The organism is Amycolatopsis sp. TRM77291, from assembly GCF_054166285.1.
Genome location: NZ_JBSZHF010000001.1, coordinates 4,703,237 through 4,719,206, shown reverse-complemented (window position 1 = coordinate 4,719,206; position 15,970 = coordinate 4,703,237). Strand labels below are relative to the sequence as shown.

At 69.1% G+C, this 15,970-nt stretch carries 15 protein-coding genes; 8 read left to right on the top strand and 7 right to left on the bottom strand.

The window, feature by feature from the left end; all coding sequences use genetic code 11:
• The first annotated feature begins 9 nt into the window (after window positions 1-9).
• The 3 genes from ACXIZN_RS21780 (at window position 10) to ACXIZN_RS21770 (ending at window position 2,756) form a co-directional block, all read left to right on the top strand.
• Window positions 10-849: an SDR family oxidoreductase gene (locus tag ACXIZN_RS21780; RefSeq protein ID WP_457956554.1), complete on the top strand. Its 840-nt coding sequence runs from the start codon at window positions 10-12 to the stop codon at window positions 847-849.
• Window positions 846-1,286 carry a Dabb family protein gene (locus ACXIZN_RS21775; RefSeq protein WP_457956552.1) on the top strand — a complete coding sequence of 147 codons (441 nt, stop codon included), beginning with the start codon at window positions 846-848 and terminating at the stop codon, window positions 1,284-1,286. The genes ACXIZN_RS21780 and ACXIZN_RS21775 overlap by 4 nt, the downstream gene beginning before the upstream one ends.
• 216 nt (window positions 1,287-1,502) lie before the next feature.
• Window positions 1,503-2,756, top strand: coding sequence for a DUF222 domain-containing protein (locus ACXIZN_RS21770; RefSeq protein ID WP_457956551.1), 1,254 nt, complete (start codon window positions 1,503-1,505; stop codon window positions 2,754-2,756).
• 378 nt (window positions 2,757-3,134) lie between these two features.
• Here the strand turns inward: ACXIZN_RS21770 and ACXIZN_RS21765 are convergent, their stop codons facing one another.
• Window positions 3,135-5,510 (bottom strand): ATP-binding protein, encoded by a 2,376-nt coding sequence (locus ACXIZN_RS21765; protein ID WP_457956549.1) that lies wholly within the window; start codon window positions 5,508-5,510, stop codon window positions 3,135-3,137.
• Between the two features lie 32 nt (window positions 5,511-5,542).
• On the bottom strand, window positions 5,543-6,514 hold the full coding sequence (locus tag ACXIZN_RS21760; RefSeq protein WP_126729422.1) for a helix-turn-helix transcriptional regulator: 972 nt from the start codon (window positions 6,512-6,514) through the stop codon (window positions 5,543-5,545).
• Window positions 6,515-6,591: 77 nt separating this feature from the next.
• On the opposite strand from ACXIZN_RS21760, the gene ACXIZN_RS21755 reads away from it, so the two are divergent.
• Complete coding sequence (locus ACXIZN_RS21755; RefSeq protein ID WP_457960573.1) at window positions 6,592-6,930, top strand: YybH family protein; 339 nt, start codon at window positions 6,592-6,594, stop codon at window positions 6,928-6,930.
• A 55-nt stretch (window positions 6,931-6,985) separates the two neighbouring features.
• Here the strand turns inward: ACXIZN_RS21755 and ACXIZN_RS21750 are convergent, their stop codons facing one another.
• The 3 genes from ACXIZN_RS21750 to ACXIZN_RS21740 form a co-directional block, all read right to left on the bottom strand.
• Window positions 6,986-7,720, bottom strand: a complete 735-nt coding sequence (locus ACXIZN_RS21750) for a hypothetical protein (RefSeq protein ID WP_126729420.1) — start codon at window positions 7,718-7,720, stop codon at window positions 6,986-6,988.
• 296 nt (window positions 7,721-8,016) lie between these two features.
• Window positions 8,017-9,438 (bottom strand): amino acid permease, encoded by a 1,422-nt coding sequence (locus ACXIZN_RS21745; protein WP_457956547.1) that lies wholly within the window; start codon window positions 9,436-9,438, stop codon window positions 8,017-8,019.
• A 63-nt stretch (window positions 9,439-9,501) separates the two neighbouring features.
• On the bottom strand, window positions 9,502-10,131 hold the full coding sequence (locus ACXIZN_RS21740; RefSeq protein WP_457956546.1) for a DUF2238 domain-containing protein: 630 nt from the start codon (window positions 10,129-10,131) through the stop codon (window positions 9,502-9,504).
• Between the two features lie 140 nt (window positions 10,132-10,271).
• On the opposite strand from ACXIZN_RS21740, the gene ACXIZN_RS21735 reads away from it, so the two are divergent.
• The 3 genes from ACXIZN_RS21735 to ACXIZN_RS21725 all read left to right on the top strand — a co-directional run bounded on the left by ACXIZN_RS21735 (window position 10,272) and on the right by ACXIZN_RS21725 (window position 13,455).
• Window positions 10,272-10,751, top strand: a complete 480-nt coding sequence (locus ACXIZN_RS21735; protein WP_457956544.1) for a MarR family winged helix-turn-helix transcriptional regulator — start codon at window positions 10,272-10,274, stop codon at window positions 10,749-10,751.
• Between the two features lie 77 nt (window positions 10,752-10,828).
• Window positions 10,829-12,271: an MFS transporter gene (locus ACXIZN_RS21730; RefSeq protein ID WP_457956543.1), complete on the top strand. Its 1,443-nt coding sequence runs from the start codon at window positions 10,829-10,831 to the stop codon at window positions 12,269-12,271.
• Window positions 12,268-13,455 (top strand): FAD-dependent monooxygenase, encoded by a 1,188-nt coding sequence (locus ACXIZN_RS21725; RefSeq protein ID WP_457956541.1) that lies wholly within the window; start codon window positions 12,268-12,270, stop codon window positions 13,453-13,455. The genes ACXIZN_RS21730 and ACXIZN_RS21725 overlap by 4 nt, the downstream gene beginning before the upstream one ends.
• A gap of 2 nt (window positions 13,456-13,457) precedes the next feature.
• Here the strand turns inward: ACXIZN_RS21725 and ACXIZN_RS21720 are convergent, their stop codons facing one another.
• Window positions 13,458-14,237, bottom strand: a complete 780-nt coding sequence (locus ACXIZN_RS21720; RefSeq protein ID WP_340684084.1) for an isocitrate lyase/PEP mutase family protein — start codon at window positions 14,235-14,237, stop codon at window positions 13,458-13,460.
• Between the two features lie 96 nt (window positions 14,238-14,333).
• Here ACXIZN_RS21720 and ACXIZN_RS21715 point away from each other — a divergent pair, with 96 nt between their 5' ends.
• Window positions 14,334-14,648 (top strand): effector-associated constant component EACC1, encoded by a 315-nt coding sequence (locus ACXIZN_RS21715; protein ID WP_457956539.1) that lies wholly within the window; start codon window positions 14,334-14,336, stop codon window positions 14,646-14,648.
• 3 nt (window positions 14,649-14,651) lie between these two features.
• On the opposite strand, the gene ACXIZN_RS21710 is transcribed toward ACXIZN_RS21715, so the two are convergent.
• Window positions 14,652-15,896, bottom strand: a complete 1,245-nt coding sequence (locus tag ACXIZN_RS21710; RefSeq protein ID WP_457956537.1) for a PucR family transcriptional regulator — start codon at window positions 15,894-15,896, stop codon at window positions 14,652-14,654.
• Between the last annotated feature and the right edge of the window lie 74 nt (window positions 15,897-15,970).

Sequence of the window (15,970 nt, the reverse complement as noted above, 5' to 3'; positions counted from 1 at the left end):
CATTCCACAATGGACACCATCCTGGTGACCGGCGCGACCGGAACCATCGGATCCGCCCTGATTCCCGCCCTGCTGGCCCGAGGGGTCGCCGTCCGTGCGATGACCCGGGACCCCGGGCGGACCATCCCCGGCGCCGAAACGGTCGTCGCCGACCTGCGTGATCCCGACGCGGTCGGCGCGGCGCTGAAAGGCGTCGACGCGGTCTTCCTCAACAGCCCTTCCGCTCCCGACGCCGCCTCGCTCCAGATCCGGTTCGCCGACCTCGCCCGGGACGCCGGGGTGAACCGGCTCGTGCTGCTCTCGCAGTACGCGGCGCGCGCCGACTCGCCGGTGCGGTTCCTGCGCTGGCACGCCGAAGTCGAGGGGCACGTCCGAGCACTCGGGATCGAATACACCGTGCTGCGTCCCAACCTGTATTTGCAGGCGCTGCTCGCCTTCTCCAGCACCATCGAACAGGGTTTCCTCGCCGCCCCGATCGGCGACGCCGCTGTCAGCGCCATCGACACCAGGGACATCGCGGACGCCGCCGCGGCCGTGCTGACCGGAACGGGGCACGCCGGCCGGACCTACACACTGACCGGACCGCGTGCGGTGACCCACGCCCAGATCGCCCAGGCGCTTTCGGCGGCCATGGGGCGGACTGTCACCTTCCACGACACCTCCGCCGATCAGTTCGCCGCGGCACTGGCCGGTCTGCTTCCGCCGTGGCAGATCGACGGCCTCATCGAGGACTACGCGCACTACGCCAGGGGAGAAGCCGCCGAAGTGCACACGGCCGTCGCCGAACTGACCGGGAAACCCGCGCGCGACGTCACCGAATTCGCCCGCGACCACTTTTCCGTGCAGTGATCTATCACTGCATCCGGTTCACGCTCAAGGGCGGCGTTTCCGAAGAGGACAAAGCGGCGGGACTGGCGCGGATGGGTGATCATATCAACGCCATTCCCGTCATCAAAGCACGTGTCGTCGGCCCCGACTTCGGTGCCCAATTCGACTATGGCGCCGTAACCGTGCTCGAAGACATCGAGGCTTACGAGGAGTACATGAATCACCCGGCGCATCTCGAAATGGACCGCCTCGGGTTGCCGCTGATCGACAGGTTCGTGTCCTACGACGTCACCGACGATCCGGATCCGGAGATCGGCGCGAAGATCGCCGATGTGCACCGGCGGCGGTTCGAGAACGTTCCCGATGTGGCCGGACTGGTCGCCGGTCTCAGGGAGTACAGCGGTAGCGCCGCGCCTGGCAGGTATGGGCCGTCGACCGGTGGGCCCTTTCGCAATTAGTCGGCTAATTGCTTCGGGGCACGGGATCTCGGCGCGGGCCCGTCGAGCTCGGCACCCGGATTCCGGCTCGCCGGAGCCGATTCGGCGGCGTGCGGGTGACGTACCCATTGCGTGTTCACTGGCGGCGACCGAATCACCCTTCAGTGTTGTATGCGCGTTTCGCTTGTCGCTTATAATTACGAACATCTGTTCGATGGTTTTCGGTATTATGGAGGCGTGTCCGAGACCTTCCTCCCCGAGTTGCCGCAAGAACTGTGGCGTGCCGGCAAGCTGGAGCTTGCGCATGGTGTGCAGCAGTCGTTGCGGGTGATTCGGATGGCCACCGCCGGTTTGGGGCGGTTTCTGGCGGAGGTCGAGTCTCGGGGCGCGAAAGACTTGTATGGGCATGGCAGTACGGCGAGCTGGTTCGCGGAGTTGGCGGGGTTGTCGCGGGCTGAGGCGGGGGCGGTGGTGAAGCGGGCGGTCGCTTTGAACCCGACGCGGAACCTGGATGGCACCGAAGCCCCGGCCGTGGCACCCGCGACCGCCGCGGTCGCCGCCGAAGGGCTCGTCGGGGACGAACGGATCGATCAGATCCTGGACATCTTGAAGAGGCTGCCCGCCGATACCTCGGTTGAGGATCGGGCGGTCGCGGAGAAGATCCTCGCCAACCTCGCCCCGAATGCCGGTCCCCACCAGTTGGTGGACGCTGAAGCGAAACTGCTGGGGTGGCTGGACCCCGACGGCACCGAACCCCAAGACCCCGAACCCAAAGAACCACGCCGCGAAATCACCCTGGAACGCCGCAGAGACGGCTTCTGGAAACTCACCGGCCTCCTGGACGACGAGACCGGCGCCCGCACCGCCGCCGCACTCGAGGCCTACGCCCAGCCACGGCCGGTCGACGAGTTCGGCCAAGCCGACCTGCGGATGAAATGCGAACGCCTGGGCGACGCCTGGGCCGAACTCCTCGACCTGGCCATCGCGTGCCCCGACCAACCCGGCACCAGCGGCTACCGCACCTTGGTGCACGTCACCATCGGACTCGACGAGCTGAAATCCGGCCTCGGCACCGCCTGCCTCGACTTCGTCGGCACGATGACCGCCCGCGAAGCCCGACTCGCCGCCTGCGACTGCCTCATGCTGCCCGTCGTGATGAGCGCCGCCGGAGAACCCCTCGATATGGGACGGCTACGACGATTCGTCACCCCAGGGCAACGACGCGCGTTGAACATCCGCGACGGCGGCTGCGCCTTCCCCGGCTGTCACCGGAAACCCAAGAACTGTCACGCCCACCACATTATCCACTGGGCAGACAACGGACCCACCGACCTCCGCAATCTCGTGCTCCTGTGCGGTTTCCACCACCGGTTGATCCACCACGGTGACTGGGAAGTCCGCATGGCCGCCGACGGACTACCGGAATTCATCCCACCCCAATACCGAGACCCGCTCCGACAACCCCGCCGCAACACCCTCCACCACCGCTGAACCCCCGAGGAGCCCGCCAGCCACCCAGGCGACGGGCCCTTCGGCATGCCCGCAGGACATCAACGACCGAGCCAGGCATCGTGGACGCGCGAGCCTGCCCTCAGCCTCGAAATCAGCGTCCCGCCCGGTCCACCACCGTCCAGCCCCGAACCAACCGGCAGAAACCACCAGCCCCGTTCTGCCGGGAAGCCTGCCTGGACCCGGACGTCGCCCCGGCTTAGGTTCGTGCCAGTTGTTCAGCGGCGACGCGGAGCCGATGGCCTCGGACACGGCCAACGCGCTTCGAACCGGAACCACCCCCAGGCGAACCGGTCCTGGACAACGAGTCCCAGGCTGAAGGCGTCGGCCGCTGGACCCCACGCCTGGACCAGCATCGGCCTAACGACCCGAACCGTCCACATCGGAGCGACCGAGCCGGTCACGGAGACCCCGGGCGCGTTCCCGGTCCGCGCGCGCCGACGCCGGGTCGCCCATCTCCTCGGACAGCGCCGCCCGTTCTCCGATCGTGTCGATCCGCGCCTGCGTCAGCCCGATGCGTTCGTAGAGTTCCTCGGCCTCGGACAACCGGCGGCGCGCGTTCGCGTGATCGCCCTGGCGCCACATGAACCGTCCGGTCTCCTGGAGCGCGCGGGCCTGCCCCATGGCCGCACCGTGACGACGGAACAGGCCGAGTGCCGTCTCGCATTGCATGAGTGCCCGATCGGCCGAGTCGAGCGCGGCCAGATTCCGGGCCGAACGCAGCAGCACGTACGCGTAGTTGGTGTCGTCCACCGGAGTCCGCGGGCCGCCGTGGTCCGGCGCGAAGTAGCGGACGCAAGCGTCGAACTCTTCGGCGGCCTCGTCGTACCGGCCCTCCCGGTACCGGTGCGAGGCCCGCATCGTCCGTGCCACATGGACGCCGAGCGGATAGTCCGCCTCCTCGAACAGACGCACCGCCTCGTCGAAGAGCTCGGGTGACGTTTCGGGGCCATGGGCGCTCGTCAGGTACACCCGTGCCCAGCCCTGTTCGCGCCGGTCGCCCGCCTTCTTCGCGGCGTCCCATGCCAGCTTGGCCATCCGGACGGCCTCGTCCGCCTGACCGCACAGCGAAGCCTGCACCCAGGACAGATAGTTCCGGTGGACCGCCTCGTCCCGGTCGCTGCCGAGCGCGATGGCGGCGTTCACGGCGAGTTCGAACACGTCGTACCAGGTGCTCGCGGTCCCGCCGATCTCCGAATACCAATGCATGGACTCGGCCAGATCGAGCACCGCCCGGTGGTCACCGCGCGCGGCGACGCTCTTGACCGCGGCGTGCCAGTTCTTCAGCTCGGCTTCGAGCCACCTGCCCGCTCCGCAGTGGTCACCGAACGACGGAGTCGCGACCGGGGGCGGGCTGACGCCGTCGGTCGGGTGGAAGTAGCGGCCCGCCGCCGTCGCGGTGCTCACCAGCCAACCGGCCAGCCGGTTTTCCGCCGCTTCGACGACGTCAGGGGTTTCCTCGCGGGCCAGCCGTTCGGTCGCGAAGACCCGAAGGAGGTCGTGGAACTGGTACCGCCCGTTCTCCTGCGACGTCTGCAGCAGACTCGCGTCGGTCAGTTCCTCCAGGTAGACGGCGGCGTCTTCCTCGTCGGCCGCTTCGATGAGCGTCCTCGCGGCGCCCGCCGAGAAGTCCGCCGCCGGGACGAGCGACAGCCGCCGGAAAACGACGGCGGCGTTCGGGCTGAGTTGCCGGTACGACAGTTCGAAGACGCTGCGCACGTCGAGATCGCCGGCGGTCAGTGTGGTCAGCCGCCGGCCGCGGTCCCGTAGCTGCTCCACCAGCCGTGACAACGGCCAGGTCGGGCGGCTCGCCAGCCGGTTGCCCGCGATCCGCAGCGCCAGCGGCAGCCGCCCGCACAGTTCGACCAGTTCGAGCGCCTCCCGCCGCTCCCGCGCGACCCTGTCCGCCCCGATGATGGTCGACAGCAAGGCGACCGCGTCGTTTTCGCCGAACACGTCGAGGGCGAGCCTGCTCGCGCCTTCCAGCCCCACCAGCATCTGGCGGCCGGTGATCAGGGTGAGACATCGCGGCCCGCCGACCAGCAGCGGGCGCACCTGGGCTTCGTCGGCCGCGTCGTCCAGGACGATCAGGGTGGCCCGGTCCTGCAGGAGGGAGCGGCACAGGCTCACCCGGTCCTCCTGATCGGCCGGGATGCGGACGGCCTCGACACCCAGCGAACGCAGGATCAGATGCAGCACGTCCGCCGGGTTCGCCGGCTCGGCCGACATTCCGCGCAGCTTCAGGAAAAGCCTGCCGTCGGGGAACTCCCCGTCGAGGTTGTGCGCCACGCGGACCGCGAGGGTGGTCTTGCCGGTCCCAGGAGGTCCGCTCAGGATCGCGACCCGCCCGGACCTGCGGCGCCCGGCGGCCAGATCCGCCGAAAGGGCGCGCAACGCGTCGAGATCGCTTTCGCGGCCGGTGAGGTCGTCGACGTCCGCCGGCAGGATGCCGATCAGGTGCGCGCCGTGGCTTTCGGGCGCGGGGGCGCGGCCCTGCCGCGCGGCCTTCTGCAGGCCGGTCAGCTCGTCGTCGGACAACGACAGCGGCGCGGCGAGCGCTTCGATCGTCCGGCGTTGCGGGCTCTTGGCGATCCCGCGTTCCATGTCGCTGATGGCGCGGACGCTCACCCCGGACCCCTCGGCGAGTCCCTCCTGCGTGAGGCCTGCCCGGACGCGGTACTCCTTCAGCAGTACCTTGAAAGTCGTGGCTGCCCTTGCCGGGGCGGCGTTCGTCATGGCCGGATTATCCCGCCACGCGGCGTTCGGCCTCACCCTTCGCCATAGCGGCCGCTGATCGCGACGGCCCGATCCCGCAGGGAAGCGCGCAACCAAGGCGGGCCGACGGCCTCGGCGTCCGTGGCGAGTTGCCACAACGCCCATTCGGCGTGCCGGGCGTCCTGGAAGGTCACCTCCATGCGCAGCCGCCCGTCCTCGGCCGTTTCCTCCGTGAGTACGGCCAGCGCGGTGCCCACCAGTTCGCCCCGCCGCGCCGGATCCACCAGCACCGACACGGCGACCTGGTCCCCGCCGCTCCGGAACCGCGTGCTGCGTTCCTGCCAGGTCCGGTCCAGATCCACCCGGTCCGGGCGTTGCGCGGGTTCGGGGAGTTCCTCGGCGGCCCGCAGCCGGGACAGCCGGTAGGTCCGGTCCTCGCCGGACCTCGTGGCCAGCAGATAGCCCCGGTCCCGGACGGTGACCAGGCCGATCGGATCCACTGTGCGCCACCGCGGTGCCCTGCCCTCGGCCGCGTAGTGGATGCGCAGCTTATGTCCCGCGAACACCGCGCGCCGGACCTCGGAGACGACGGTGTCCGGCACCTCTTCGGCGGCCACCCGGCGCGAAAGCAGGTCGGTCTCCGGGTCGATGAGCAGCCGCCGGGCCGCGCCCGCCGCGGTGTCCCGCTGGCCTTCCGGCAGCGCGTCGACCACCTTGAGCATGGCCGACGCGAGCGCCGAGCCGAGCCCGAAAGCCTGCGCTCCGCGCCGTGATCCGGCGATCAGCAACGCGAGCGCCTCGTCGTGGTTCAGCCCGGTGAGTTCGGTCCGGAAACCGGGCAGCAACCCGAAACCGCCGTGCCTGCCGCGTTCGGCGTACACCGGGACACCCGCCGCCGACAGCGCCTCGATGTCGCGCAACACGGTGCGGGTGGAGACCTCCAGCTCGCGCGCGAGCGTGGTCGCGGACAGGCGGCCGCGGTGCCGCAACAGCAGCACCAGTGAGACCAGCCGGTCGGCGCGCATGGCCGGAACTCTAGCGGAATACACGACACAGGATGTCGTGATTCGCTGCGAGGCTCATCCCCATGACAAGCAGGACTGTGGCCACCGAGCCGAACGATCTGGGCAGATTCTTCATCGAGCGAGGCAACGCGGGCGATGTCGACGGACTGGTGGCGTTGTACGAACCGGACGCCGTGCTGGCGTTCCCACCGGGCAACATCGCGAAAGGGCACGCGGAGATCCGCAAGGTGTACGAGGAGTTCGTCGCGGCCGCGCCGGAACTCCTGCCGGGCAGGCAGCATCCGGCGCTGGTGGGCGGCGACCTCGCGCTCACGGCGTCCACGCTGACCACCGGTGAGGCGACCATCGAGGTCGCCCGCCGTCAGCCGGACGGATCCTGGCTCTGGGTGTTGGACCAGCCGGTCTTCGTGCCGTGACGGACGGCTCGCCGTCGGCGGACCCGGGTCCGCCGACCCGGCGAGCCGCGCGGCGTCAGAGTGTGCAGTTCCTGGCCGCACCCGTGTTCACCTTGGCGCCGGTGAACTCCTCGATGATCGCGACGTTCTCCGGTGCGTAGTTCTTGGCGACGATCTTGGCCACGTCCGCGCTGCCGAGTTTGGCGGCGTGGGGCGCGGATTGATCCAGCCAGTAGGCGGTCCGGAGGAATTCGACGAGCACGAATTCGCGCAACTCGGGCTGTGCCTTGATCTTGGCCCAGTAATCGGGATGCTTGGTCTTGGCGACCCGCAGGTACAGCTGAAGGTAACGCATGTTGGTGGCCGCGATGTCCCGCGAATTGCTCGCGCCGACGCCCTGGATGTACTCGGCGACGACGCTCGCCGCGGGCAATCCCATGAGCCCGGCGTTGAGTTCCGCGATGACCCCCTGCATCCGATACGAACCCTGCTGCTGGTCCCGCAGGTAGATGTCGTCCATAGAACGCGTGAGATCGTCAGTGATCAGCGGCAGGATCTCGCGGCGGGGGAATCCGCCGTGGATCGGGACCTTCATCGCCTTGCGGGAAGCGTCGATCCACGCCGAGACGTACACGTCCCACGACGTTCTCGAAGGATCCAGGTCCCACATGTGGGTCTCTTCGTGGATCGCCACCATCAGGGACTCGGCGAGCGCGTTGAAGCTGGTCTTGTTCACGAACTGGCTGAAGTACTTGTCCTTGGCCTGGGCGATCGCGAGGGCTTCGCCGCTGGGCCAGCGCCGCTTGTACACGGCTTGGATCGTCTGCAACCACTTCGTGGATTGGAAACCGGCCTTTATGTCACTGACATCGGCTTTCGGTTGTACTGGTTCCTCATAACAGAAGGGAGCCGCCGCCGTCTCTTGCGCGGTAGCGGAGACGGGGAATGCGGTGAGGGACAGGGCGAGGCACGCGGTCAGCACGGTAATGCCATATCGGCGCATGGGGACCTCGGTTCACGGTAGGGGTTTTCCGTGGGGGCGGACGGAAGTGTCCCCTACCGATCACCGTCACTTCAATGCTCCGGCTCGTACTAGGGCTGGACAGGCTAGGAATTATGGCGGCGAACGGGCGAATCCGCGGCCAGCCTGGATCGGCGCATGCTGTAACCGAAGTAGATGCCCACGCCGAGCGCCATCCAGCCGGCGAAGACGATCCAGGTCTCGCCGTCGAGGCTGAGCATCATGTAGCCGCAGCACAGCACCCCGAGGATCGGCGTGACGGGGGAGAAGGGGACCCGGAACGAGCGCGGCGCCTCCGGCTGCCGCTTTCGCAGCAGCAGGACGGCGACGTTCACCAGCCCGAAGGCGAACAGCGTGCCGATGCTGGTGGCGTCGGCCAGCTTCCCGAGCGGGACGAACGCGGCCAGCGTCGCGACGAAGCCCGAGACCACCAGGGTGTTGATCCGGGGCGTTCCCGTTTTAGGGTCCACTTTGGACAGCGAGGCGGGGACCAGTCCGTCGCGGGACATCGAGAACAGGATGCGCGTCTGTCCGTAGAGGACGGTCAGCACGACGCTGGAGATGGCCACGATCGCGCCGACGGCCAGCAATCCGGCCCACAGCGGGTTGTCGGACACGGCGCCGAGCACGTGCGCGAGCGCGGCCTCCTTGCCGTCGAAGTCCTGCCACGGCAGGGCGCCGACCGCGGCCACGGCGACAAGGCAGTACAGCACGGTGACGATGGCGAGCGAGAGCAGGATGGCCCTCGGCAGGTCCCGCTGCGGGTTCTTCGCCTCCTCGCCCGCGGTCGAAGCCGCGTCGAAACCGATGTAGGAGAAGAAGAGCTTCGCGGCACCGGCGCTCAGCCCGGCGAGGCCGAGCGGCAGGAACGGGGCGAAGTTCGCCGCCCGCACCGCCGAGAACGCGATCGCGCAGAACAGCACCAGCGTGCCGACCTTGATCACGACCATGATCGCGTTGGCCCGCGCGCTCTCCTTCGCGCCGGACAGCAACAGGAACATGGCGAGCAGCACGACGACGATGGCCGGGACGTTGACGATCCCGCCCGAGCCCGGGGGCTGGCTGAACGCGTCGGGGATGGCGAAACCGAACGCCAGCCGCAGCAGTTCGTTGAGGTACTGCCCCCAGCCGACGGCCACCGACGCCACCGAGACGCCGTATTCGAGCACCAGGCACCAGCCGCAGACCCAGGCGACCAGCTCACCGAGCGTCGCGTAGGCGTAGGAGTAGGACGAACCGGACACCGGGATCATTCCGGCGAGCTCGGCGTAGGAGAGCGCCGAGAACAGCGCGGTGATACCGGCGAGCACGAACGACAGCACCACCGCGGGGCCCGCCACGGGGACCGCTTCGCCGAGCACGACGAAGATCCCGCTGCCCAGCGTCGCGCCGATGCTGAGCATCGTCAGCTGCCCGAGGCCGAGGGATCGCTTCAGCGTGCCGTGATCACTGTCGGCGATCAGATCGGCGACCGGTTTCCGCCGCACCGCCGCGGCTCGCAGAGTCATGCCGAGGACCGTATCTGCCGCGTTGAACACGCAGCACAGGAGATCGTTGCTTGGTTACCTGCATTACAGGCTGTTCGCCGGAATCCCCCGGAGTTGCCGATCGTGAGTCCTGCGCCAGATCAGCAGGGAGAGCACCGCGCCGCACAGGCAGAGGAACATGTCCCACTGCGTGTCCCAGACGTCTCCCTGGGTGCCGAGGAAATCGTCCGCGCCCGCGCCGGCGATCATCGCGCTGAGCCATTCCACGAACTCGAAACCGGCGGCGATCGTCACGCAGACGCAGACGGTCAGGAACGCGACCCAGGCACCTGGGCGCAGCGGGGTCCGGCGCAGCAGCACCTCGCGCACGGCGATCGCCGGGACGAAACCCTGGACGACGTGGGCGAACCGGTCGTAGTTGTTCCGCTGGGTGCCAAGCCAGCTCTGCACCCATTCCCCGGCCGGGGTCTCCGCGTAGGTGTACTGCCCGCCGTAACACAGCACGATCGCGTGCAGCACCAGCAGCCAGCACAGCAACCGGGTCAGGGGAAAACGTTTGCGCAGGGCCACCACCAGCGGCAGCCCGATCAGCACCCAGACCACTTCCAGCAGCCAGGTGCCGGGGGATCCGGCCTGGATCCCCGTCGCGACGAGCACCGCGACGACCACGCCGGCCAGCAGGAGTCCTTCGGTCCGGCCGACTCCGCGCACCATGCGGAAACCCTACAGCGACGTGCGGAGCACCGCCGGTCCGCGTGCATGGGGGTGTCCATTGTGGACGCCGAAGGGCGGGGGTGCCGACCGTCACATCATTTCATTAACTTTGTTAGCGACTTATCTAGTAAGCTTCTTGTGTGACTTCAGCTGGCTCGTGGCAGGTCGATTCCCCAGGCGTGGGCAACTCGGTGATGGAGCGTCTCCAAGAGGTCGGGACGCTCACGCGGGTGATCGAGAAGCGTCTGAGCGGAGCGCTGGGCATCAATTCCACCGACCTCTCGGCGATGGAACATCTCACCAGCGAAGGTCCTCTGACGGCGAAGGAGCTCGCGGATCGGCTGCGGGTCTCGACGGCGGCGAGCACCCATATCGTCGACAGGCTCGAGAAAGCCGGGCACGTCCTCCGCAAACCGCACGCCACGGACCGCCGCAAGGTGCTCGTCGAGCCGGTCCAGGAGTCGATGGCCAAGATCTTCGAACGAATTCATCCGCTGCTCAGCGGCATTGAGAGCCTTGTCGAGGCCCTGAGCCCCGCGGACCGTGACGTCGTCGAGAACTTCCTGACCGGTGTCGTGCGGATCTACACCGGCACCGCGGATTCCCTGCCCGAAAGCTGAGTCTTCCCGTCAGCACATACCGGAGCGCTTGCGCCCTCCGGCGTACCACAACGCCCGGATTCGGAGTGAAAACGCAGATGCGCGAAGAAAAGATCTCGCCACGATCGGTGTGGTGGCTGCTGGCCACCGTGCTCGTCGTGGAATTGATGGACCTGCTCGACTCGACGATCGTCAACGTGGCGGGACCGTCGCTCGAACGATCGCTGGGCACGAGCCCGGTCGGCCTGCAGTGGGTGATCGGCGGGTACGCCCTGACCCTCGGCGCGGGTCTGGTGCTGGGCGGGCGGCTCGGCGACCGCTACGGCCGCCGTCCGATGTTCCTGTTCGGACTCGTGGCCTTCACCGTCGCGTCCCTGTTGTGCGCGATCGCGCCGACCGCCGGCCTACTGATCGCCTTCCGCCTTGTCCAGGGTGTGGCGGGCGCGATGATGCTCCCGCAGGGCCTGGGAATCCTGCGCGACAACCTTTCGCCTCGCGACCTCACCAAGGCACTCGCCATTTTCGGGCCGGTGCTGGGACTCGGCGGTGTGCTGGGGCCGGTGCTGGGCGGCGCGCTGGTCGACTGGGATCTGTTCGGCCTCGGCTGGCGGCTGGTGTTCCTGGTCAACGTCCCGGTCGGGCTCGCCGCGCTGGCACTGGCCTGGCGGCTGGTCCCGCGCGGTGCCGGAACTCCGGGGCTGCGCGTGGACATCGCCGGTGCCGTGCTGGTCGCGGCCGCTTCCGCGTTGCTGGTCCTTCCGCTCAACGAGGGACAGGCGGCGGGTTGGCCACTGTGGACCTGGCTCTCCCTGGCGGCCGCGGTGCTCGGGTACGTGGCGTTCGCGTTGTGGCAACGAAGGATCGTGCGTCTCGACCGCGCTCCGCTGGTCACCCCGGCCCTGTTCGGCAAGCCGGCGTTCACCGTCGGGCTGGCTGCGGTCGCACTGTTCTTCGGCGGCTTGATCGGTACCCAGCTGGTCCTGACGTTCTTCCTGCAGATCGGTCAGGGTTTCACCGCGGGCGAGGCGGGTCTCGGCAATCTCCCGGTCGCGCTGGGCACCGCCGTCGGTGGCGGCATCAGCGGTGGCCTGCTCGCCGCGAAACTAGGGAGGGCCGTCCTGCAGGCGGGTGCCGTCGTCCAGTTCGGCGGCGTCGCCTGGCTGTGGATCGCGCTGTCCGGCACCGGCGAGTTCACCATCTGGCGGATCGTGCCCGGAGGCGTCGTCGCCGGGATCGGTGCGGGAATCGTGATCGCGGCGGTGTTCAACACCGTGCTCGGCGCCGTCGCCGACGACGAGGTCGGGTCGGCGTCCGGGGTACTCACCGCCGTGCAGGCGATCGGGGGTTCGGTCGGGGTCGCGGTGTTCAGCACGGTGTTCTTCGCCGATGTCACCCGGCCCACTGAGAGCTTCCGTGACGCGCTGGTCGTCCAAGCGATGGTCATCGGGCTGTTCCTGCTGATCTCGCCGCTGTTCCCGCGCCGGGCCCGGCCCGACGAAACCGAAGCCGTCGTCACCGCGGCGCCGGCCGGTGCCCGGTGAGGAACATCCTGATCTCCGGCGCGGGTATCGCCGGAACCGCGCTCGCTTTCTGGCTTCGCCGCCACGGCGTGGCCGCGACCGTGGTCGAACGCGCACCGGCGCCGCGGCTCGGCGGGCAGACCGTCGACCTGCGCGGCGCCGGCCGCACCGTCGTCGAACGCATGGGCCTCGAACAAGCCGCGCGCGATCGCGTCACCCACGAGGCCGGGCTGCGGTTCGTCGACCGTCGCGGCCGCGTCCGGGCGTCGTTCGCCGCCGACTCGCTCGACGGCGACGGCTTCGTGACCGAGCTGGAAATCCTGCGCGGCGAGCTCGCCGGCCTGCTCCACCAGAGCACCCGCGAGGACACCGAGTACGTCTTCGGCGACGAGATCACCGGCTTGACCGACACCGGCGACGGCGTGGACGTCACCTTCCGCGCCGGTTCCGGACGGCGTTTCGACCTCGTCGTCCTCGCCGACGGCTTTCGCTCGCGGACCCGCGGCCTGGTTTTCGCCGATCTCGTCCGCACCAGGTCGTTCGGCCTCTACACCGCCTACTTCACCGTCCCGCGTGCGGGATCCGACGGCCGTTGGGCCCGCTGGTACAACGCGCCAGGCCGCCGGGTCGTCACCCTGCGCCCCGACAACCAGGGCACCACCCGGGCCTCGCTGTCGTTCCTGCTCCCGAGGCCGGGACTCGAACGGCTGCGTCTTCCCGCACAGCAAGAATTCCTGCGCCGTCATTACGTCGACGCGGGCTGGGAGACCCCACGCGTGCTCGACGGGCTGGGCGGCTCACCCGACTACTTCTTCGAATCAGTCGGACAGATACGCCTGGAGCACTGGTCACGCGGCCGGATCGCCGTGGTCGGCGACGCCGCCTATTGCGCCTCTCCGCTCAGCGGCATGGGTACCAGCCTCGCCCTCGTCGGCGCTTACGTTCTCGCCGGAGAACTCGGCCGTCACGCCGGCCACGTCGACGCTTTCCGTTCGTACGAAGCGATCATGCGGCCTTACGTCGACCAGGCTCAGAAGGTCCCGTGGATCGCGCCGCGGCTGGCGGCTCCGAAGAGCCGCGCCGGTATCGGCCTGCTGCACGCTCTCGCGGGCCTCGCGGCGGGTCCGAGGGTGGGCCGCTTCGCGGCTCGCTTCACCAACCCACCCTCGGACGCCATCGAGCTACCCCGCTACGGGGAGCACTGAGTTCAGTTCAGCTTGCGCATGTCGGCGGGCAGGCCGCCGCCGGCGTAGACGTCCTCGGCGAGCTTCGCCAGCGCGGTCAGCGCGACGTTCTGGCTGAAGGGCCCGTAGGACACCCGGGAGACACCGAGCTTCTGCGCGGTGGCCAGCGGGATCGAGCCCGGGACGCCGATCAGGTTGACCTTGCGCTCGCCCAGCGCCTCGACCAGCCTGCCGACCTGGGTCTCGTCGAGCTTGCCGGGCACGAAGACGTTCGACGCGCCGGCGTCCAGGTACGCGCGGCCGCGGGTGATCGCGTCGGCCAGCACCTCCTCGGGGTCACGGTCGCCCGCCCGGAGGAAGGCGTCGGTGCGGGCGTTGAGCACGAAGTCGATACCGGCGGACTGGGCGGCGGCGACCGCGGCCTCGACGGCCTTGACCGACTCGTCCAGCGGTTTCATCTGGTCTTCGAGGTTGCAGCCGACCGCGCCGGCCTCGATCGCGCGGGCGACCGTGCCGCCCGGGTCGCCGTACCCCGCCTCCAGGTCCGCGGTGACCGGCAGATCGCCCGCCACCCGGACGATCAGGGCGACCTCGGCGATCATCTCGTCGCGGGGGATCACCTCGCCGTCGGGATAACCGCGGGCGGCGGCGATACCGTGGCTCGGGGTGGCGAGTGCCTGCGTACCAGGGGTTTCGGCGACGACCTTCGCGGTGATCGCGTCCCACACGTTGACGACGAGCAAGAGTTCGGGGGCGGCGTGCAATTCCTGCAGCCGCGTGGCCTTCTCGGCGATGGAAACCATGCCGTCAATCTAGAGGTTTCGCCCGGCGAAGCCGATTCCTGTTACGCGCCGGGCCGGGGCGGCGACTGGTAGGGACAGCACTTCGAGGGAGGTCCCATGGAGCTGACGATCAACGCCGCCGGCGACGAACAAGCGCTGACCGAGTTCTACAGCTGGCTCCGCGACGACGCCGACGTGACGCGGTCCGCGACCATCAGCCTCGCGGGGTCCCGGAGCACGGGGGAGCTGGGCGTCTTCGAGGTCATCTGCATGTCCATCGGCTCCCTGACCGGGCTGGCGAATCTGGGTATCGCCTGGAGCAACTTCCTCCGCTCCCGCGAGGAGCCGCCCCCGTTCACCATCACGGTCGAGGGTGAGCTGACCGCCGAACAACGCGCCATGCTCCGGAACCTCGACCTGCCGCTTTCGTGACCGTCACGCGCCGCTTCCCAGCCAGCGCAGCGTTTCCAGCGCGACTGCCACGTCCACCGCGTTCTCCGCCAGCGGCCGGGGGAGCAGTTCGTCGGCCCGCGCCAGCCGCCGGACGACGGTGTTCCGATGGGTGTAGAGCCGTTCCGCGGTCCGTGTCGTGTTGCCGAGTTCGTGCACGTAGGCCCGCACGGTCTCCCGGGTCTCGGCGTCGGCGTGCCGGAGTTCGCCGAGGGTGTCGGCGATGAATTCGCCCGCCTGCGTCGGATCGCCGGTGAGCAGCGCGAGCAGCTGGATGTCCTGGTACCGCGCGATCTGCCGCGGCGAGGTGAGCCGGGCGAGCATCCGCTGGGTGGCGGCGGCGTCCAGATGGCTGCGGCGGAACCCGTCGATCCCGCTGCCGGGCCGCCCCAGCGCGACCCGGACGTCGGGATGCGGCGCGAGGTCTTCGGCGAGCCGGTCCGCGCGCGGCTGGGTCCGGCCGGGCAGCCAGACCCACAAGGCGGCGGCGCTGGCGACGACGGTCAGCCGGTGCGAAGCGCCACTCGCCCGCATGAGCGTCTCCGCGGCGGTTTCGAGCTGCTGGGACGACGGGGTCACCGAGCCGCTCCAGACGATCGCGGCCGTATGCGGTCCGGCGAGCGGGTAGCCGAGCTGGGCTTCGGCGCGCGAACGGCTGATGGGGGCGCCTTCCAGCAGCAGGGTGACCGTGGCCCGCCGTTCGGCGTGGGCGCCGCGGGTCAGTTCCGTGCGTTCGGCGGCCATCCGTTCGGACACGGCGGCGACGGTGTCCTCGATGAACGTGGTGATGGACAACGATGAAACGTCCAGTAGCTCGCGGAGCAGGACCGGGTCCGAAGTGAGGTCGAAACAGATCTCGATCCACCGGCGCCAGGCCACCCCCTGCGCCCGCCGATAGGCGTCGAGGCCGCCGGAGTCGAAGCCGCGGCGCACCATGTCGCGAGCGCCGTCCAGCACTTCCCGATTGAGGTTGGCGGCGACCCGTTCACCGGGGCGCTGCACGTTGGCGGCCGCCCAGTGCAGCAGATTCGCCAGATTGGCGCGTTTGGTCCCCTCGGTGAGCACGGGGTCCTCGGCGACCGCGCGCATACTGTCCCCGCCGAGCGACGCCTCGTGCAGCTCCTCGATCCATTCGGCGCGGGGATGCAGCACGATCTCCGCGCCCCGCCGGAAGAGGTCACGCGCCTCAGGCGACAGCGTCGGCCACGGCGATGCGGCACTTTGCACCATCCATACATCATGATGGTGCAGATAGCGCTAGCGCAATTCCCCGCCCGACCCGCATCGTGGAGGGAACCGAGACG

Excerpts from the sequence above, each read along its gene's own strand:
- ACXIZN_RS21710 (WP_457956537.1), bottom strand. The coding sequence starts at position 15,896 with ATGGTGCAAAGTGCCGCATCGCCGTGGCCGACGCTGTCGCCTGAGGCG.
- ACXIZN_RS21745 (WP_457956547.1), bottom strand. The coding sequence starts at position 9,438 with ATGACTCTGCGAGCCGCGGCGGTGCGGCGGAAACCGGTCGCCGATCTG.
- ACXIZN_RS21765 (WP_457956549.1), bottom strand. The coding sequence starts at position 5,510 with ATGACGAACGCCGCCCCGGCAAGGGCAGCCACGACTTTCAAGGTACTG.
- ACXIZN_RS21760 (WP_126729422.1), bottom strand. The coding sequence starts at position 6,514 with ATGCGCGCCGACCGGCTGGTCTCACTGGTGCTGCTGTTGCGGCACCGC.
- ACXIZN_RS21715 (WP_457956539.1), top strand. The coding sequence starts at position 14,334 with ATGGAGCTGACGATCAACGCCGCCGGCGACGAACAAGCGCTGACCGAG.
- ACXIZN_RS21740 (WP_457956546.1), bottom strand. The coding sequence starts at position 10,131 with ATGGTGCGCGGAGTCGGCCGGACCGAAGGACTCCTGCTGGCCGGCGTG.
- ACXIZN_RS21720 (WP_340684084.1), bottom strand. The coding sequence starts at position 14,237 with ATGGTTTCCATCGCCGAGAAGGCCACGCGGCTGCAGGAATTGCACGCC.
- ACXIZN_RS21780 (WP_457956554.1), top strand. The coding sequence starts at position 10 with ATGGACACCATCCTGGTGACCGGCGCGACCGGAACCATCGGATCCGCC.
- ACXIZN_RS21730 (WP_457956543.1), top strand. The coding sequence starts at position 10,829 with ATGCGCGAAGAAAAGATCTCGCCACGATCGGTGTGGTGGCTGCTGGCC.